We start from the raw sequence: 19,615 nt of genomic DNA on the forward strand, positions 1-19,615 counted from the left end.
TACTTTTTAGCGGTAGTTGGGTGCGATCTTACTCCGTCACTTTGCTCAAGCTATCTAGCTTTATATAATATTCATCCAGTAAATCATAAATGGCTTTCTGGTCTTTGCCCGATAAATTAGAATCCCAGTCTGTGTTAACTATAAAATACCTGCCCATCTTTTCGTCTTTGTGAAACCAGATCACAGAGAACATTCCCGGGTCGCCACCGGTATGCCCGAAATTCCCTGTAGAGCCAAACCCCATGGTGATTCCCATGTTATACTCGTCACTGTATTCACTGGCACTCCTGTTTATGAAGTTTTCTGCCGTAAGCTGAGGTGTAAAGTATTCTTTGTAACTCTGCTCGGAAAGCAGGGTGCCCTTTCCATAATACCCTTTCATGAGTTCCAGGATATACTTACCCATGTCCGAACTCGTGGTCAGCAGTCCTCCGTCCGGATACCCAATAAGTGAATAATAGGGATAGGGAGTTTGCTTGTCTTGATAAGTGGGGGAATAGTTTGAGAAGTCAATCGCCTCAAAACTCCAGCCCGACGAATTCATCTTCAGAGGGCTTAAAATATGCTGCGTCGTAAACGCGTCATACGTAGTGCCTACTGCTTTCTCTAAAACCAGTGCGGCAAGCGATGCCCCAACATTAGAGTACTCATAAATGCTACCTGGCTTCCTTTCCGAAAAAGCCTCCTTCGAATACCATTCTCCACCGGTACCAAGCAGGTTTTTTAAGAAACCTTCTAAAGAGGTTTTAGTTGATGGAGGATTAAACTTTGTGGGCGAAATGTCTATGCTCAGATTATGAACTAGGTTAATTGTGTCTCTCAGGACCACATTTCTGGTAAGATATGCTTCTGTGTCTACTATAGAAGACGTGTGCGTTACCAGGTGCCGGATAGTGATGGGAACCTCCGGGTACTCTGGATTGAACACGTTGAAGGGTAAATATTTATTGACTGGATCGTCTAAGTTAAGCTTGCCCAATTCCTGCGCTTTAAGCATGGCAAGACCAATGACAGTTTTAGAGACAGAGGCAATGTTCTGAACTGTGTTTTCCGTATACCTGGCGCTTGTTTTGATGTTCGAGACCCCAAATCCGTTTTGGTACAACACCTCATTGTCGTTCACTAAAGCCACCCCAAAGCCATTGAAACTTGCTGTTTTACTTATTTGGGCCAGTTTCTCTGTTAACTCTTGTTGCGTTTGCCCAAACTCCTCCGAATGCAGATTCTTCGTCGTGTTGCAGGAAATGACTGCAAAAGAGACAACTATAAGTATAAATAAATGCCTCATATTTCTAATCAATCCACATTCTCTTTTGAAGTTCCATGTTGAAGTATTGCAGCCCAACGGACTGGCTAAAGCACGCCTTGGTGTGGTTTAGGTCTTGTTGACGAAAGTAATTCTATTTCTTTTCCTAAATAAAACATACAACAAAGTAATGATTATGGATGAAGCTAGAAAGGCATAAACATGATTCATGTTGACACCTTCAACCTTCAATTCTCCTGTTTCCAAATCTACCAACCAAGTATTAGAATCCCTTGTGTTAATAATTAGCTGCTGCTTGGCTCCATTCGCGTAATGGTACCCTTTGTCTGCTAACCATAATTGGTGGGAAGAAGTCTGTTGAAGATATTGCGTGGGTATGTCAAACTTATCACCTGTTATTGCGATTGGCTTTTTTTCTCTTCTGAATACTTCCACTATGGGAGAATTAGAATAGTACCAGTAGTTAACATAGGAGAAGTACATACCATCATTCGACAGTTTTCCTTCTGGATACCCCATGGGTCTTATTAGCTGTTGCCAAAGCTCAGTACTATCTTTTTTGTAGACAATTAAAGCCCACTTCCGCTCCCAAGGTGATTTAGTGGTATCATTGTCGCCAAAACGCACCCAAGAGAAAAACTTCCCATTTTCAGATTCTACTTTAAATGGAGTCCAAGAGGGAGGAGAATCAGCATTTCCCTTAGCCACAAAGAGCAGAAGTATAAAAACAAAGGAGAATGCTTTTTTCATAAATTCTTATTACCGTCAACGGCTTGTATAAACACTGTACAAGGCCATCGGCCGTAGTATGCTGTTTATACCTTGTTAGCTGTGGTTTTTTCTTTATACTAATCCATACTTCTGGCCATATTCCTTCACGGTCTCTAAAAAATGAGGGTTCTTCTTTTCTTTCAGAATGGTTATGTATTCTGCCTTAGCTCTGTCGAATTGATTTGATTCTCCATAGACTATGAGTTTGGCCAAAGGAGCAACGATCAGTTTCTCAGATTCGAGAAAGTCCAGTAGAGCTTCTTTTGTGTTTAATTTCTTAAAGTACGGCAGGATATATTTTTCCAGATTTGTCCGCATTTCGGAAATCAGCCCACTCTCATCTGTACTAGCGTCAATGTCGTACCAAGTGTCAGTTTGGCCTCTAAGTCCTCCGATTCTTTTTCTCAGTAGGCACTCAGGTTCAGTCGGAAAAACAGGTACCTTTTTGTCTTGATTGTAGAACAATCCTTTCCAGTATTCCGGTAAAAATATCCCTGTGTTGATAGTAAAACTTATATGATCTTTAGAGTTGTAGGAGCTTTTTTGGATATTTATTATTTGTCCTAGGTTTTCCAGTTGCAAGTAGAAGTTGTTGCCTTTTTTCTTGAAACCAAGGGGTTTTAAGATTTCATGAAACCCTACCTTAACAATTTTATCAAATTTTATTTCTGTAGCTGTCTTCATTTTTCACTCGATGCTTTATTCTTAAAATCTCAGCTAACTAGCAGCTAAACGGAAGTCTATTCGGCTTATCTGCACTATGAGTGGAGTTGATCTACTGAAAACTTCTCTGTTAAATAAAGCCTCTAGAGCAAGATAGCATAATTCCAACAAACATAAAAAGTATAGCCGAAGCCTTAGCTATACTTCCTTGGTTTCCTCCTCCTCCGGTTCCTGCCAACGGCCATACCTTATGGCCATGTCTTTCAGTTCCTGTATGTGAGGTTGGGTGAACTGCTGGGGTTGCAGGCGCCACTCCCAGTTGCCGGAGCCGGTGGAGGGTTTGTTCATGATATGCTCGTAGCCCAGGCACAGCACGTCCTGCATGGGCAGCACGGCCAGTTGCGATACCGAACTATACGCCAGCCAGTTCAGGATGCTATGTACATTGCTTTGGTTCACGCGGTGAGTGCTGTAGGCGCGCAGGCGGCGTTTGTCATCCCTGGAGGCATCCTTATCGTACCAGCCGCGCACGGTGTTGTTGTCGTGGGTGCCGGTGTACACGATGCTGTTTATAGTATGGTTATGCGGGGCGTACAGGCTTTGCGGCAGGTCCTCGCCAAAGGCAAAAAGAAGCACGCGCATGCCCGGCAGCTTGAATTTCTCCATCAGGTCGCGCACCGGTTGATCAATTTCACCCAGGTCTTCGGCCACGATCGGCAGCTCCTTAAACTCCTGCTGCACTACTTTCAGAAAAGCGCCGCCGGGTGTTTTTACCCATTTCCCGTTGATGGCGGTTTCCTCGCCGGCGGGTACCTCCCAGTAGGCCGAGAAAGCCCGGAAATGGTCGAGGCGGAGCAGGCCGAAAAGCTGCAGGTTGTGCTCGATGCGGTGCAGCCACCAGTCAAAGTTCTGCTCCTTCAGTGCCTGCCAGTCGAACACTGGCGTACCCCAAAGCTGCCCGGTTTCGCTGAAATAATCCGGTGGCACGCCTGATACGGCAGTGGGATTGCCGTCGCGGTCCAGTTTAAAAATGTCGGGGTGGCTCCAGACGTCGGCGCTGTCGTGGCTCACGTAAAAAGGCATGTCGCCAAAGAAAAGTATAGCTTTGCCGAGGCAGTACTCCTTCAGCTTCTGCCACTGGCGGTAAAACAGGAACTGCAGAAACATCTCATACTCCACCTGCTCGCGCAGCTTTTCGGCCAGTTGCTCCACGGCCTGCTCGTCGCGCCACTTTATCTCCTCGGGCCACTCCGTCCAATTCTTGTTCTTGAAATGCTGCCGGAAGGACACAAAGTTTGCGTAATCCTGCAGCCACAGCTTCTGTTCTTTCTGAAAACCGGTGAAGTTTTTCCAGAGCACGTCCGGTAGTTCCTCGCTAAAGTATTGGTAAGCCTTGCGCAGCAGCTTGAGTTTATACTTTGTCACCTTCTCAAAATCCACGCGGGCATCGTCGAACTTCTCGTTGTGGTGCAGGTCTTTGGCGTGCAGCAGGCCATCGTGCACCAGTTCCTCGGGGCTGATGAGCAGCGGGTTGCCGGCAAAGGCCGAGTGGCTGCTGTAGGGCGAGTTGCCCGAGCTGATCTCGGTGGGGTTGAGCGGCAGAATCTGCCAGTACCGCTGCCCCGCCTGCTGTAGCTGGTCTGCAAACGTATAAGCCTCCGGCCCCAGGTCGCCGATGCCGAAGCGGGAGGGAAGGGAGGTGATGTGAAGCAGAATGCCTGCGCTGCGCTGAGGTACGATCATGGGAGAGTTTGGGAGTTTGGGAGTTAGAAAGTTAAAAAGTTAGAAGGTTAGAAGGTTTGGAAGTTAGAAAGTCAGGGAGCCGGTAATTAATAACCCGCCTCTAACAACTAATAACGATTAACGAACAACGAATAACTAAAAACCGGCGATTAAGAGTGCTACCGGAAATGTGTTGAGAACTTCTGCTACGGGAATAGCATTCGCTGCGTGAACGGTGCCGTTGCCCAGTGCCTGCTGCCATACTTTCGGGGCGTTGTCTGGCAAAAGTATACTTGTGTCCTGCCATACTTCCGGGCCCAGCGGCAAATCGTGGCTGTTTACTAAGCTTACCAACAGCAGCGGCACGACTACCAGCACCCACTGCCCCTGGTGGTGGCGGGCAAAAGCCAGCACATGCTCCTGCTTTGGCCCCTTCACCTGCAGCGGAATGTACGCTCCCTTTTCGAAAAGAACATGCAGCTCGCGGCGGGCGGTGAGGGCTTTGTGCAGCACGTATAACTTTACTTTGGCGTTTTCAGGATGAAGGAGCAGCTCTTCGTGCAGCTTATCTATACTTTGCTTTTCGGCCTGTTGCAGTTCCTGCAGGTAGCGGCGGCGCTGTCCGTAATCCACGGGGCGGCGGTTGTCGGGGTCTACCAGGCTCAGGTCCCATAATTCTGTGCCCTGGTACACATCCGGCACGCCGGGGCAGGTTATCTTGAGCAGCGTCTGGCCAAGCGAGTAGAGCCAGCCAAAGTGCGCCACTTTCAGGAAGAACGGCTGGAAGGAGTGCATAAAGTCCTCGTCCTGCACCAGCAGTTGCTGCACCAGGTCTTTCATGGCCTGCTCATACTGCTCGTTGGGCGCCGACCAGTCGGTTTTGTTCTTGGCCTCGCGCAGTGCTTTCTCCAGGTATTCCTGCACCCGCTCAACCAAGGTCTCATCTACCTCTCCGTTCAGCGGCATCACGCCCAGCAGCGTCTGCAGCAGAAAGTATAAATCATTCTCCACCGGCTCGGAAGTATACTTTCTGGTGATCTCCATCCACTCCTTTGCCTTCTGCTCCCATTCGTCAACCAGTTCCGTCAGCACGTTCAGGCGCAGGCGGCCGTCCTCGCCGCGCTTGGTATCGTGGGTGGCGGTGGCGTTGATGGAGTGCGGGTAGGTGCGCTGCCGGTACATCATGCGCTCATGGAAATCCTGCGGGCTCAGGTTAAAAATAGCAGGGCTATTGCCTACCTCGTTTAATGAGATCAGCCGGTTATAGTTGTAGAAAGTGGTATCCTCCACGCCCTTGGCCGCCAGCGGGCCTGTAAACTGCTGGCTGCGCATTGCAAAGTATAACTTATGGTGTTTCCGGCTTTCGGTATCCTCCGGCTCAAGTATAAATAGTGAGTGCAGGCGCTGCAGCTGTTCCTTTAGCGCAGGAGCTTGTTTGTGTGCTGCCTCAAACGCCTCTTCCACCACTTTCATCTCTTCTTTGGCGACAGGCAGATCATTGCTGTAAATGCGGTACACGGGCCAGGCGGCCAGTAGCGTTGCCAGGGCCTTTCGCCATTGCTCCTCCGGCTCCAGCGGTATCAGCTGGCGCTCCTGCAGCAGGCGCAGCAAATTCTCCAATTCCCCCTGCATGTAATTGGTCAGGATGAATAGTTTCTTGTCGAACACCAGCTGACTGTAATCGGTGGCGGCATCCGAAATGAGACGACTATAGGCCTGGGTGATCTGCTCGCGGGCGCTGGCGGAAGTATAAAGGTTGCTCACCCAGGCCAGGAAATCGTAGCCGCTGTTTCCTTGGATCGGCCAGTTCTCCGGCAGGTGCTCCTCGCCCTCCAGAATCTTCTCCACCACCACATATTGCTCCGGCCCGGCCAACTGGCGCAGGCGCTTCAGGTAAGTAGCGGGGTCGAAAAGGCCGTCGACGTGGTCCACGCGCAGGCCCTGCACCAGCTCCTGGTCGCACAACATTTTGATGAACTGGTGGTACTGCTCAAACACCTCGGGGTGCTCCATGCGCAGGCAGATCAGGTCGTTCACGGTAAAGAAGCGGCGGTAGTTGATCTGTTTCTCCGTTTCCTGCCAGTGGCAAAGTATAAAGTGCTGTTTCTGCAGCAGCTTCCGCAGTTTTTTGTCCTTGCCGTTTATACTTTGCAGCACCTGTTCCAGCGCCTGCCGCAGCGCCTCAGCCTTGTACTGCTTCCTCTTAAAGTTGCCCCAGGCGGCGGGGTTTATACTTTCCTCGGCCTCGTGCAGGGCCAGCTCCTTCAGGCTTCGCTCTGCTAGTGGCGTTACCTCCGGGTTGCCCGATACCTGCAGCGCCTCCTCTAGCAAGGGCCGATAGCTCGAAACACTGACCGGGTACACATTGTCGAAGTAATGCAGGCAGATGCCCTTCTCGCTCAGTTTCAGTTCCAGTTGGTTCTGCTCCAGCACCTTGTCCAGCGGCTCCCCCAGAAAAGGCACCATCACCTGCCCGTTAAAATCGGGGTGGTGGAAATCGATGTCGAAAAAGGTATAAAAATGCGACTGCGGCCCTTTCTCCAGCACGTCCATCAGCCACACGTTATCGGGGTGAAAGGCCATGTGGTTGGGCACGATGTCCTGCAGCCAGCCCATGTTGCGGCGCTTCAGCTCCAGGGCTCTCTCCTGCAGCTCCTTTTGCGTGCCTACTTCCGGGCTGATGTCATAGGGGGCGGTCACGTCGTAGCCGTGCTCGCTGCCGGGGCGGGCGCAGAAAAACGGGGCTGAGTAAATGGTGCTGACGCCCAGTTCGTGCAGGTAGGGGATAAGCTGCTTTATATCGCTGAGCCGGAACTTTGGCGACGTCTGGATGCGGTAAGTGGCCGAAGGGGTATAGGTCATGTTTATGCTTTCAGGTTGAGGTTTTGGTAAAGCTTCTCGAACTTCTGCGTCCAGGCGGCTGCTGCTTTGTCGCCCTGCTCGCCGCGCTGCTTCAGGTCCAGGTAGCCATCCTGCTGTATCCGGAAGGCAATGTTCTGGGCCTGCCAGTAATCGGTTTCCAGTTTGGAGCCTTTCACTTCCTTCAGCAGCTCTATCAGAAGGTCCATGGTGGCCAGCTCCTGGGGGTTGTCCTGCAGCTTTTTCATCAGCAGCTCTACGCGTTGCGCCAGGGCAAACTCCAGTTCCTCGTAGTTCAAGGTCACCTTCATGCGGTGCACCTCCTCCAGCAGGCGCTTCACCTCCTGCGGACTCGGCTCCTCCGACTCAAACTCGCGCAGCAGGTGGGTGTTTACAATGTAATCCACCGTGGTTTGCAGGGGGCGCGGCATCTGCATGCCAATGGTCTGTATGGCCGCGATGAGGGAGTAGTTATTGTCGTAGAGCTGCTGGAAGTCGTTTTCCATGTTCTCCATGGTCTGGGCCAGCACCTGGTCGAGTATCTTTTTCTGATCGTCCTTGAACAGGTGCCAGAACGAGTAGTTGTGCGACTCGAAGTGCTTGTCGAGCAGCATGATCACCTCGCTCACGTAGCCGCGGTCAAAGGCCGACCTCAGCTCCTGCAACAACCCCTCGTAGTCCTCCTTGGTCATAAACTCGCGCACCCCGCCAAACAGCTGGTGGTCGCCCAGGTGCAGCACGGCAAAGGTGACGGTGAGCTCCTCCCAGGTGATCTTGCTCTTGATGCGGGCCCGCCCAACCGCCAGCTTCTGACGCCCTGCCTGTATGTACTCGAAGGCCTCGGAGGTGGCGGAATAGCTGTAAAGCTCCATCACCTCGCCCTGCTCCCGGAACAGGGAGCCTACCGCGTAGTGGGCGCCGACGCGCAGCAGGTCTATCATGGTTGGCTTCACGGTGCGCGCGTAGGCAGCGGCTGCGTCGCCGCGCTCCTTGTAGTTGCTCTTGGCATGGCTCAGGCGCTCTGTAAACTCAGGCTCCAGGTCGCGGCTTCCCAGGTAGTGGGCCAGCTGGAGTACGCGTGCGGCGTAGAGGATGTCCTGCATGGTTTCGATGCCAGTTACCTCATCAAAGAACCAGCCGCAGCTGGTGTAGATCAACAGGGCGTGGTACTGCATCTCCATCAGCTTCAGGAAACGCACCTGCTCCTCCTGTGTCAGCTCCCGCGAAGTATGGGTGCGGATGAACTGGGCCACTTTCTCCTCTGACCGGTCCATGATCACCTCGATGTAGGCGTTGCGGGTGGCCCAGGGGTCGGCGCCCAGCTTGCTGAGCTCCTGCTCGTACAGCGGCGTAACCTCGTCGCGCAGCCAATCAAAGGCCTCGCGGATGGGCTTTCGCCACTCCTGGTTCCAGCTGGGGTGGGCGCCGGTGTTGCAGCCGCAGTTGCTTCGCCAGCGCTCCACGCCGTGGGCGCAGCTCCACGAGCTGGGCTCTATGATCTGGACCTCATACCTGGGCGGATACTTGGCCAGGAACTCGCCGTATACCGTTACCTGCGCCTGTTTTTCTTCCTGGATGTGGTGGAGGGCATAGGAAAGGGCCATCTCGCCGAAGCGGTGGTGGTGGCCGTAAGTCTCGCCGTCGGTGGCGATGTGCATGAGCTGCGGCTCCTTGCTGCCCTCCTCAAAGGTGCTGCTGAGTCGGGCGGCAAAGTCCTCGCCGCGTTCCAGCAACCCTTCAAAGGCAATGCCCTGCGACACCGGCCCATCATAGAAGAACAGCACGATCTCCTTGCCGGAGGGGAGTTTGCACAGGTAGGGCCGCCGGGGATTAATCTTGGCTCCCTCCGCGCTGGTCCATTCCTTGTCCCCCATTTTGCGGAAGGCCTTGGCCTGGTAGGGGGAGAGGATGGTGAAGCGGATGCCGTGCTCGGCCAGCACCTCCAGCGTGGGCACGTCGGCGGCAGTCTCGGCCAGCCACATGCCCTCAGGGGCGCGCCCGAAGCGTTCGGTGAAGTCGTAGATGCCCCAGATCACCTGCGTGTGCTTGTCGCGCTCGTTAGCCAGGGGCATGATGAGGTGGTTGTATACCTGCGCCAGCGCCGAACCGTGGCCGGAGAAGCGCTTCATACTTTTCTTATCGGCATCCAGTATGGCCTGGTAGGTTTCCGGGTCCTTTTTCTGCATCCACTCCAGCAGGGTAGGGCCAAAGTTAAAGCTGATGTAGCTGTAGTTGTTGATGATGTCGATGATCTTGCCCTCCCCGTTGAGGATGCGCGAGGCCGAGTTGCGGGCATAGCACTCGTCGGAGATGCGCTCGTTCCAATCGTGGTAAGGGGCCGCAGACTCCTGCAGCTCCACCTCGTTTAACCAGGGGTTCTCGCGCGGCGGCTGGTAAAAGTGGCCGTGGATGCAGATATATTTACTCATGCGCTAGTGTTGTTGCTGAAGTATGAGAAGGGATTTCGGGGACAGTCTAATCGCTGCTTTCTGTTCCAGGGGGTTTGGGAGTTCGGCGCCTGTGCCGCCCCATTCCGCTGCGGCGGAGTGAAGTATGGCTTTCCAGCTGCCGGAAATTTCCAGGGCGGGTGCCAGGTTTATACTTTGTTCCGTGTCGCTCAGGTTGAACAGGCAGTACAGGTTTGGCTCCGAAGTCTGGTGCACCAGGTGCAGCACCATGTCGTGCGCCTCCAGGCGGGCCGATACCTTGTCCTTCTCCGGTCGGGAGAGGGCGGCGGCGTTTTTGCGCAGCTGCAGGAGGCGCTTGTAGAACTCGCGCAGCTGGTTTTGCCGGGCATCGGACGTATAGCTGCGGCTGAGCTTGGAGCGGTTAAAGGTATCCTCGCTCTGCGGGTCTGGTGCCTCACCCTGCCAGGCAAAGGCCTTAAACTCCTCGCGGCGGCCTTTGCGCACGGCTTCTATCAAATCCTCATCGCCGTGGCTCACAAAGTATAAAAACGGGTTTTTCTCGCCATACTCCTCGCCCATGAACAGCATGGGCACGAAAGGCGAAAGTATGACCAGGCCGGCCACTACCTTCAGCGTTTCAAAATCCACCAGGTCGGAGAGGCGCTCGCCCAGCATGCGGTTGCCCACCTGGTCGTGGTTCTGGGAGCAGACCACGAACTGCTCGGCGCGGTTGTGCTCGGTGCTGCTGCCGAAGGTGCGGTGGCGGTGCTCGGAGTACAGTCCGTCGTAGACAAAGGCCCTTTCCATCACCTTGGCCAGCTGCTCGGGCTTGCCAAAGCCCACGTAGTAGCCTTCCTGCTCGCCGGTTACCATCGCGTGGATCACATGGTGGAAATCATCGCTCCACTGGGCATCCAAGCCGTAGCCGCCGCGCTCCACGGGGTTTATCAGGCGCACATCGTTCAGGTCGCTCTCAGCGATAAGTATAAAGTCGCGGCCCACTTGCTCTTCCAGTTCCTGCACATGTTCCTGCAACTCCTGCAGGAAATGCTTGGCGCCCATGTCGTAGATGGCATGCACGGCGTCCAGGCGCAGGGCGTCTATGTGGTAGTTGCGCAGCCACATCAGGGCGTTCTGCAAAAAGTAATTGCGCACCGCATCGGCGTGGTTGTCATCAAAGTTCAGGGCCGGGCCCCAGGGCGTTTTATACTTGCCGGTAAAGTAGGGTCCGAAGTCGTGGAGGTAGTTGCCCTCGGGCCCCAGGTGGTTGTAGACCACATCGAGCACCACGGCCAGCCCCTGTTCGTGGCAGGCATTCACGAGTTTCTTCAGCCCCTCCGGGCCTCCGTAGGATTGCTGCACGGCAAAGGGCAGCACCCCATCGTAACCCCAATTGCGGCTCCCCGGGAACTGTGCCACCGGCATCAGCTCAATAGCCGTGATGCCCAGCTCCTTCAGCTCTGGCAGGCGCTCAATGATGCTTTCAAAGGTGCCCTCAGGAGTGAAGGTACCCACGTGCAGCTCGTAGATAATGTACTGGTGCAGTGGCAGGTTCTTCCAGTTCCTGTCGGTCCAGGCGAAGGAAGTATGGTCCACCACGGCAGAGGGCCCGTGCACCCCATCGGGCTGAAAATGGGAGGCGGGGTCGGGCCGCTCGGTCTCTTCGTCAAGTATAAAAGTGTAGCGGGTGCCGGGGTTGGCAAACTCGCTCAGGGCGGTCCAGTAGCCCATGGCCTCCTGCTGCAGCGGCACCCGGATGGGCTCTGGCTTGTGCAGCAGCACATCCACCTGCCTTGCCTTGGGTGCCCATACGGTAAACACGGTTCCTTTCTTCTCAGGGGAATACTGCGCCCCTATCTCTCTAAGTATGGACATAAAAACGGGGTTTTACTCAGCCCGTATTAACTGACTTCGCAGGCTTTAGGTTGTGGGTTTTTGGGAGCGTTTTAGCACAGCCATGTTATTTTTTATTGTTTTGATTGCCTTGGCAGGACTGCAGGTGAGTTCTGCGGCGCCTTCTGTCCGGAAGAGCGAAACCTATTCACCTCAGATTAGTACGTACAACGGTTAAAGCAGAAGTATATCTTAATGGAACAGCTGGAAGGAACAAAACGGATTGTTATTGAGAATGTAAAGCCCCAGATAAACTGTGGCAGGTTTCCGGCAAAGCGTGTGGTAGGGGAGGAGATAGTGGTGACGGCCGATGTGTTTGCCGATGGCCACGACGAGGTGAAGGCAAGGGTGCTGTACCGCCACGCCCGCCGAAAGAAATGGGAAATGGTGCCGATGGAGTTTCTGGGCAACGACCGCTGGCAGGCCACGTTCACACCGGATGCCATGGGCCGCTACGAGTATACCATTGAGGGCTGGGTGGATCATTTTTATACCTGGCAGAAGGGGTTGAAGAAGAAGTTTGAGGCTAACCAGGATATTACCGTGGAGCTGCAGATCGGGGCGCAACTGATGGAGGCCGCCGCCGATAGGGCCAAGCCGGGCCAGCAGAAGCGCCTGCGCAAGTGGGCCGAGCAGCTGCGCACCAGCCACTCGCACGCCGAGGATGTGGCCTTTGCCACCGGTCCCGACGTGAGCGAACTGATGAACGCCTGCTGCGAGAAGGAGAACGTGAGCATCTACGATAGGATCCTGCAACTGGACGTGGAGCGGCAGAAAGCGCTGTTCAGTGCCTGGTATGAGTTTTTCCCGAGGTCATCGGCACAGGAAGCTGACCGCCACGGTACGTTTAAAGACTGCGCCCGCCTGCTGCCGCGCATTGCCGAGATGGGCTTCGACACCATTTACCTGCCGCCCATCCACCCCATCGGGCGCGCCTTCCGCAAGGGCAAGAACAACTCCGTCACTTCCGAGCCGGGCGAGCCAGGCTCCCCGTGGGCCATCGGTGCAGAAGAGGGCGGCCACGATGCGGTGCTGCCGGAACTGGGTACGCTCGATGACTTCCGGGAGTTTGTGCAGCAGGCGCGGGAGTACGGCCTGGAAATCGCTCTGGATTTTGCCATCCAGTGTTCCCCGGATCATCCCTACGTAAAAGAACACCCGCAATGGTTTAAGTGGCGGCCTGACGGCACCGTGCAGTACGCCGAGAATCCGCCTAAAAAATACCAGGACGTGCTGCCGGTGAACTTCGAGACGAAGGACTGGCCGAACCTGTGGCGCGAGCTGAAGCGCGTGCTGCTGCACTGGATAGAGCAGGGCGTGTTAATCTTCCGGGTAGACAATCCGCACACCAAGGCGTTCAGTTTCTGGGAGTGGGTGATTGCCGATATACACAAGCAGTACCCGCAGGTGATCTTCCTGAGCGAAGCCTTTACCCGCCCACGTGTGATGGAGCGCCTGGCCAAGATCGGTTTCACCCAGTCCTATACTTACTTTACCTGGCGCAACTCCGCTGAGGAAATACGCCAGTACATGACCGAGCTGACACAGAGTGAGTTGCGCGAGTACTTCCGCCCTAACTTCTGGCCCAACACCCCCGACATTCTGCCCCAGGCACTGCAGGAAGGCGGCGAGCCGGCCCACATTACCCGCGTGGTGATGGCCGCCACGCTATCCTCCAACTATGGCCTCTATGGGCCGGTGTATGAGTTCGGCATCAACCAGGCGGTGCCGGGCAAGGAGGAGTATTACGACTCGGAGAAGTATGAGGTGAAGCACTGGGACTGGGGCAAGCTGACCAAGATACGCGAGGTGATTACGCTCATCAACAAGATCCGCAAGGTGAACCCGGCCCTGCAGACGACCTGGAACATCCAGTTCGGCGACTGCGACAACCAGGCCATACTTGCCTACGCCAAATGGAGCAGCGACTATACGAACAAGATTCTGGTCGTGGTGAACCTGGACCCGCACCACACGCAAAGCGGCTGGGTGAAGGTGCCCCTCTGGAAGCTGAAAATGAAGGCGGACCAGCAGTACCTGGTGCACGACCTGCTTACCGAGCGCAAGTATACCTGGACGGGCGAGTATAACTTCGTGGAGCTGCGCCCGCATGAAATGCCGGTGCATGTTTTCCGTATTGAAGAAGCCAGCCCCGGCATGGGGCACGATAATTTAGACGATACCTGGCTGCCATCCGAGCACCACTCCAACGAATAAAAACCCTTGAACCACAACTATGGCTGACGAAAAATTCGAGCTTGACGACAACATCCATTGGTACAAAGACGCCATCATCTATGAGCTGCACATAAAGGCATTCAAGGACGGCAACGGCGACGGCATCGGCGATTTTAAAGGGCTGATGCAGAAGCTGGATTACCTCGAGGACTTAGGCGTAACGGCCATCTGGCTACTGCCCTTTTACCCATCGCCCCTCCGCGACGACGGCTACGACATCGCCGATTACCTGAGCATCAACCCGAGCTACGGCAACATGCAGGACTTTAAGCTGTTTGTGCGGGAGGCGCACAAGCGCGGGCTGAAAGTGATCACGGAGCTGGTTATCAACCATACTTCCGACCAGCACCCCTGGTTCCAGCGCGCGCGCCGTGCCAAGAAGGGCTCCAAGTACAGAGATTGGTATGTGTGGAGCGACGACCCGGACAAGTATAAGGATGTGCGCATCATCTTCACCGACTACGAGCCGAGCAACTGGAGCTGGGATCCCGTGGCCGGGCAGTACTACTGGCACCGCTTCTTCTCGCACCAGCCCGACCTCAACTACGACAACCCCGCCGTGCAGAAAGAGGTGTTCAAGGCGCTTGACTACTGGTTCGACCTCGGGGTGGACGGGTTCCGCCTGGATGCCGTGCCCTACCTGTTTGAGCGCGAGGGCACCAACGGCGAGAACCTGCCCGAGACGCACGACTTCCTCAAGAAGCTGCGCGCCCACGTAGACCATAAGTACACCGGCAAGCTGCTGCTAGCCGAGGCCAACATGTGGCCCGAGGACTCGGCGTCATACTTTGGCGACGGCGACGAGTGCCACATGAACTACCACTTCCCCATCATGCCGCGCCTGTTCATGTCGGTGAAGATGGAGGACCGCTACCCGATCATCGACATCTTTAACCAGACGCCGCCCATCCCGGAGAGCTGCCAGTGGGCCATGTTCCTCAGAAACCACGACGAGCTGACGCTGGAGATGGTGACCGACGAGGAGCGCGACTACATGTACAAAGTATACACCAAGGACCCGATGGCCCGCATCAACCTGGGGATACGCCACCGCCTGGCCCCGCTGCTGGGCAACGACCGCGCCAAGATTGAGCTGATGAACGTGCTGCTCTTCTCGATGCGCGGCACGCCGGTGGTATACTATGGCGACGAGATCGGCATGGGCGACAACTACTACCTGGGCGACCGCGACGGCGTGCGCACCCCCATGCAGTGGAACGATAACCGCAACGCCGGCTTCTCCGACGCCAACCCGCAGAAGTTATACCTGCCCGTCATCATCGACCCGGAGTACAAGTATGAATCGGTGAACGTGGAGACGCAAAACCACAACGCCAACTCGCTGCTCTGGTGGATGCGCCGCATCATCAACATGCGCAAGCGCTACAAGGCCTTTGGCCGCGGAAGTATAAAGTTCCTGAACCCAAGCAACTCCAAGGTGCTGGCCTTCGTGCGCGAGTACGAGGACGAAATCATACTTGTCATCGCCAACCTCTCGCGCTTCCCCGAGGCGGTGGAGCTGGATCTGCCCGAGTACAGGGGCCACGTGCCGATGGAGGTGTTCAGCAAGAACAAGTTTCCAAGTATAAAGGACGAGCCCTACCTGTTCACCATCGGTGGCCACGGCTATTACTGGATGGAGCTGCGGCCACAGGAGGTGGTGCCGGAGTCGGAGCGCGACCAGGCCAAGCCAGCCATGAAAATGGGCAGCCTCCGGCAAGGGTTAGATGCCCGCGTACTGCGCGAGCTGGAGAATCGTGTGCTGCCGAACTACATCTGGCAGCGCCGTTGGTTTGGGGGCAAGGCGCGCACCCTGCAGCGCATGCAGGTGGTGCAGAACATCCCGATGCCGATGAGCAAAGGGGGAGGGGCCTCGCTGCTATTTGTGGAGGTGAGCTACAACGAAGGGCTGCCGGAAGTATACCAACTGCCCGTAGCCTTTGCCACCGGCGAGCAGGAGCAGGAGCTGCGCGACCATAACCCGAACGCCGTCATCGCCCGGGTAAGTATAGACAGCAAGGAGGGTGTACTTTACGATGCCCTCTACAGCGACGATTTCCGGCAGATGCTGCTGCAACTGATGGTGCGGCGCAAGAAGCTTCGCCACGACGGGGCAGAGCTGGTTGGCTTCAGCCAGCGCGGGGTGGTCACGGAGCTTAAGAACATGGAGGGGCCGCTAACCTCCAAAATCCTTTCGGCGGAGCAAAGCAACACGTCCATCATTTACAACAATGCCTTTTTTATGAAGGTGTACCGCAAGCTGGACCGCACCCTGAACCCGGATGTGGAGGTGGTGCAGATGCTGACCGAGCAGGTGGGCTTCGAGCATGTGCCGCGCTTCCTGGGCTCGCTGGAGCAGCACGAGGGCAATAAGCCGCCCATGGTGCTGATGATGCTGCAGGAACTGGTGCCCAACCAGGGCGATGCCTGGAGCTACTTCGGCGACTCACTCAAACGGCTTTACGAGCGCCTGAAAACCCAGACCGAGCGTTTAAAGGTTGATGCCGTCTCCGGCTCTTTGTCGCGCCCGCTGGCCTTCTCCGAGATTCCGGAGGAGGTGCAGATGCAGATAGGCGGCGCCCACGTGGAACGCGTGGAGTTGCTGGGCCAGCGCACCGCGGAGATGCACCTGGCGCTTGGCTCCATCACCGACAGCAAGGACTTCACACCGGAGAACTTCTCGCTGCACTACCAGCGCTCGCTTTATTCCTCGCTCACCTCCCTGGTGCGCAGCAACTTCGATAGCCTGCAGAAGCACTTGCCGGGGCTGCCGGAAAACGTGCGCGGCGAGGCGGAGGAGGTGCTGCAGATGCGCGGCGAGATACTGGAGCGCCTCAAGATGATCTTCGCCCATAAGATCGACACCCAGAAGATCAGAACCCACGGCGACTACCACCTGGGGCAGGTGCTGTTCACGGGCAAGGATTTCTACATCATCGACTTTGAGGGCGAGCCGGCCCGCTCCTTCAGCGAGCGCCGCCTCAAGCGCTCCGCCCTGCGCGACGTGGCCGGCATGATCCGCTCGTTCCACTATGCCGCCTACAGCGCCCTGTTCCAGGAGGAGGGGCTGCGCCGGGAGGATGTGGATTACCTGGAGGCCTGGGCCGAGCAGTGGTACCACTACGCCAGCGGCTTCTACATGCACGCTTACCTGGAGAAAACCATGGGTACCGGTATTGTGCCCGCCAAGGAGGAGGACTTTGAGATACTCATCCGCACGTACCTGCTGGAGAAGGCCATCTATGAGCTGGGCTATGAATTGAATAACCGTCCGGATTGGGTGCTCATCCCGATCAGAGGCATCAAGTACATCATGAAAAAGTATACGAATGGCTAAGAGAAAAGAAAGCATAACCCCCGGTACCACCGATCAGAGCAAGGCGTCCGCAGCGAAGACAGGCGGACCAGGAAGAAAGAAGGAGAAGCCATTGGCGGCGGCGGAGGCAGAGGCAGCCGCCAAACCTGCCGCTAAGCGTGGCCGCAAAAAGGCAGAGGATACAGCTGCCGAAGCGGGGACCTCCACAACAGCTAAGGCCGCTACACCCGCCAAAAAGCGCGGAAGGCCTAAAAAGGGGGAGGAGGTGCCCGTCCAGGTGGCCTCTAAGGATGGTGTGCAGGAGGTGGTAAAGGCCAGGATCAACACCAGGACCAAAGCCACTGCCACCAAGGTGGTGGAGGCCGGTGATGTGATTACTCCGGCGGAGCAGCAGCCGGACCAGCCGGTGTGGTATGCCAGTCTTTTCACGGATTTCGACATCTACCTGTTTAAGGAAGGGAAGCACTTTAGCCTGTACCTGAAGCTGGGCTCGCACCCGATGGAACTGCACGGGCAGCAGGGCACCTACTTTGCCGTGTGGGCTCCGAACGCGGAGGAGGTGTCGGTGATGGGCGAGTTTAACGGCTGGAGCCGCGGAAGCCACCAGCTGCACATACGCCACGACAGATCGGGCATCTGGGAAGGGTTTATACCGGATGTGCGCACGGGCATGATGTACAAGTATCACATCAAATCCAAATATCACCTCTACCATGTGGAGAAGAGCGATCCTTTTGCCTTCTGCCGCGAGGAGCCACCGCAAACCGCCTCCATCGTGAGCGAGCTGAAGTATGCGTGGCAGGACCAGGCCTGGATCGACGAGCGCAAAAGCAAGGCAGGGCAGCCGCAGCCCTATAGTGTGTACGAACTGCACCTGGGCTCCTGGCGCCGCAAGCCCGAAGACAACAACCGCCCGCTTACTTACCGTGAACTGGCCGAGGAACTGCCTGCCTATGTGAAGGAAATGGGCTTCACGCACGTGGAGCTCATGCCCGTGATGCATCACCCGTTCAACGGGTCGTGGGGATACCAGATCACGGGATACTTCGCGGCGCACAGTTTGCTGGGCTCCCCAACCGATTTGATGCACCTGATCGATGCGCTGCACCAGCACGGCATCGGCGTGATCATGGATTGGGTGCCCTCGCACTTTCCTTCGGATGAGCACGGGCTCGCCTACTTTGATGGGACACACCTGTTCGAGCACGCCGACCCGCGCAAGGGCTTCCACCCGGACTGGAACAGCTACATCTTTAACTACGGCCGCAACGAGGTGCGCTCCTTCCTGATCAGCAACGCCCTTTTCTGGCTGGATAAGTACCATGTGGATGGCCTGCGGGTAGATGCCGTGGCTTCGATGCTATACTTGGACTACAGCCGAAAAGAGGGTGAGTGGATTCCGAACGAACACGGCGGGCGCGAAAACTTGGAGGCAATCTCCTTTCTGAAGGACTTTAACCATGCGGTGCACGACAACTTCCCGGAGGTGCTCACCATCGCCGAGGAATCGACGGCCTGGCCTGCGGTGACGGGCCCAATTGAGAATGGCGGGCTCGGCTTCAACATGAAATGGATGATGGGGTGGATGCACGACACGCTGCACTATTTCTCCACAGACCCGATCTACCGGCGCTACCACCAGGGCGAGATCACGTTCAGCATCATCTATGCCTTCTCCGAAAGGTTCATGCTGCCGCTCTCCCATGACGAGGTGGTGCACGGAAAAGGATCGTTGCTGGGCAAGATGCCCGGCGATGAGTGGCAGCGCTTTGCCAACCTGCGCGCCCTATATGCTTATATGTACGCGCACCCGGGCGGCAAGCTAATGTTTATGGGGGGCGAGATTGCCCAAGGCAGCGAGTGGAACCACGACAGCAGCCTGGACTGGCACCTGCTGCAGTATCCGCCGCACCAGGGCATACAACAGCTGCTACGCGAGCTCAATGCCATTTACAAGGCGGAGCCAGGCATGTACCGGCACAGCTTCAGCCCCGAGGGCTTCCAGTGGGTAGACCTCAACGACGCGCATAACTCGGTGATGAGCTTCCTGCGCAAGGCTGACCAACCGGAGGAGGAATTACTGGTGGTGTGCAACTTCACGCCGGCCCTGCACGAGTACTACCGCATCGGCGCACCGCACGCTGGCCAATGGGTGCAGGTCTTTAACTCCGATGACAGACGCTACGGCGGCAGTGATGTGCATAACCTGGAGCCGATACAGACTGAGCCGGAGCCATTCCACGGGCAGGCGCACTCCATGACCATCAAACTGCCGCCAATGGCCGTGGTATACTTTAAAATGGGCAACAGCGGGGAAGCAGTGTAACCGGGCGCTATTCCGCCCTGGGAAGATCCCCCGGGGTGAAGTATAAATGTAAAGCCGCCGCCAAAGTACAAACATACTTTGGCGGCGGCTTTACATTTCTTTATCGACGCGGTGAGACAGGGTTATACTTCCTGCCTCAGGATATGCTATAC

Annotated in this window: 10 protein-coding genes; 3 read left to right on the forward strand and 7 right to left on the reverse strand. The window is 55.8% G+C overall.

Features of this window, described 5'->3' with window-relative positions; genetic code table 11:
* Positions 1-28 precede the first annotated feature (28 nt).
* The 7 genes from A3841_RS10415 to treZ form a co-directional block, all read right to left on the reverse strand.
* The gene (locus A3841_RS10415) at positions 29-1,288 is read right to left on the reverse strand and encodes a serine hydrolase domain-containing protein (protein WP_073852247.1); all 1,260 of its coding nucleotides are present in this window, start codon (positions 1,286-1,288) and stop codon (positions 29-31) included.
* 87 nt (positions 1,289-1,375) lie between these two features.
* Complete coding sequence (locus A3841_RS10420) at positions 1,376-2,017, reverse strand: hypothetical protein (RefSeq protein WP_073852248.1); 642 nt, start codon at positions 2,015-2,017, stop codon at positions 1,376-1,378.
* 93 nt (positions 2,018-2,110) lie between these two features.
* Positions 2,111-2,722 carry a DUF4304 domain-containing protein gene (locus A3841_RS10425; RefSeq protein WP_073852249.1) on the reverse strand — a complete coding sequence of 204 codons (612 nt, stop codon included), beginning with the start codon at positions 2,720-2,722 and terminating at the stop codon, positions 2,111-2,113.
* 177 nt (positions 2,723-2,899) lie between these two features.
* Entirely contained in the window at positions 2,900-4,444 is a 1,545-nt protein-coding gene (gene malQ / locus A3841_RS10430) for a 4-alpha-glucanotransferase (protein ID WP_073852250.1), read from the reverse strand.
* A gap of 135 nt (positions 4,445-4,579) precedes the next feature.
* A complete protein-coding gene (gene treY / locus A3841_RS10435; RefSeq protein ID WP_073852251.1) occupies positions 4,580-7,285 on the reverse strand; it encodes a malto-oligosyltrehalose synthase in 2,706 nt (901 codons plus the stop codon).
* A gap of 2 nt (positions 7,286-7,287) precedes the next feature.
* Positions 7,288-9,711 carry a DUF3536 domain-containing protein gene (locus A3841_RS10440; RefSeq protein WP_073852252.1) on the reverse strand — a complete coding sequence of 808 codons (2,424 nt, stop codon included), beginning with the start codon at positions 9,709-9,711 and terminating at the stop codon, positions 7,288-7,290.
* Between the two features lie 3 nt (positions 9,712-9,714).
* Positions 9,715-11,565, reverse strand: a complete 1,851-nt coding sequence (gene treZ / locus A3841_RS10445; protein ID WP_073852253.1) for a malto-oligosyltrehalose trehalohydrolase — start codon at positions 11,563-11,565, stop codon at positions 9,715-9,717.
* 213 nt (positions 11,566-11,778) lie between these two features.
* On the opposite strand from treZ, the gene A3841_RS10450 reads away from it, so the two are divergent.
* Genes A3841_RS10450 through glgB form a run of 3 tightly spaced genes read left to right on the forward strand, consistent with a single transcriptional unit; the run spans position 11,779 to position 19,463 of the window.
* Positions 11,779-13,800 carry an alpha-1,4-glucan--maltose-1-phosphate maltosyltransferase gene (locus A3841_RS10450; protein WP_073852254.1) on the forward strand — a complete coding sequence of 674 codons (2,022 nt, stop codon included), beginning with the start codon at positions 11,779-11,781 and terminating at the stop codon, positions 13,798-13,800.
* A 19-nt stretch (positions 13,801-13,819) separates the two neighbouring features.
* The gene (treS, locus tag A3841_RS10455; RefSeq protein WP_073852255.1) at positions 13,820-17,158 is read left to right on the forward strand and encodes a maltose alpha-D-glucosyltransferase; all 3,339 of its coding nucleotides are present in this window, start codon (positions 13,820-13,822) and stop codon (positions 17,156-17,158) included.
* On the forward strand, positions 17,151-19,463 hold the full coding sequence (gene glgB / locus A3841_RS10460) for a 1,4-alpha-glucan branching protein GlgB (RefSeq protein ID WP_073852256.1): 2,313 nt from the start codon (positions 17,151-17,153) through the stop codon (positions 19,461-19,463). The genes treS and glgB overlap by 8 nt, the downstream gene beginning before the upstream one ends.
* Positions 19,464-19,615: the final 152 nt, after the last annotated feature.

Source organism: Pontibacter flavimaris (assembly GCF_001907195.1).
GTDB lineage: Bacteria > Bacteroidota > Bacteroidia > Cytophagales > Hymenobacteraceae > Pontibacter > Pontibacter flavimaris.

Coding starts and splice junctions, on each gene's coding strand:
- treY (WP_073852251.1), bottom strand. CDS start 7,285: ATGACCTATACCCCTTCGGCCACTTACCGCATCCAGACGTCGCCAAAG.
- A3841_RS10440 (WP_073852252.1), bottom strand. CDS start 9,711: ATGAGTAAATATATCTGCATCCACGGCCACTTTTACCAGCCGCCGCGC.
- treZ (WP_073852253.1), bottom strand. CDS start 11,565: ATGTCCATACTTAGAGAGATAGGGGCGCAGTATTCCCCTGAGAAGAAA.
- A3841_RS10450 (WP_073852254.1), top strand. CDS start 11,779: ATGGAACAGCTGGAAGGAACAAAACGGATTGTTATTGAGAATGTAAAG.
- A3841_RS10415 (WP_073852247.1), bottom strand. CDS start 1,288: ATGAGGCATTTATTTATACTTATAGTTGTCTCTTTTGCAGTCATTTCC.
- treS (WP_073852255.1), top strand. CDS start 13,820: ATGGCTGACGAAAAATTCGAGCTTGACGACAACATCCATTGGTACAAA.
- A3841_RS10420 (WP_073852248.1), bottom strand. CDS start 2,017: ATGAAAAAAGCATTCTCCTTTGTTTTTATACTTCTGCTCTTTGTGGCT.
- glgB (WP_073852256.1), top strand. CDS start 17,151: ATGGCTAAGAGAAAAGAAAGCATAACCCCCGGTACCACCGATCAGAGC.
- A3841_RS10425 (WP_073852249.1), bottom strand. CDS start 2,722: ATGAAGACAGCTACAGAAATAAAATTTGATAAAATTGTTAAGGTAGGG.
- malQ (WP_073852250.1), bottom strand. CDS start 4,444: ATGATCGTACCTCAGCGCAGCGCAGGCATTCTGCTTCACATCACCTCC.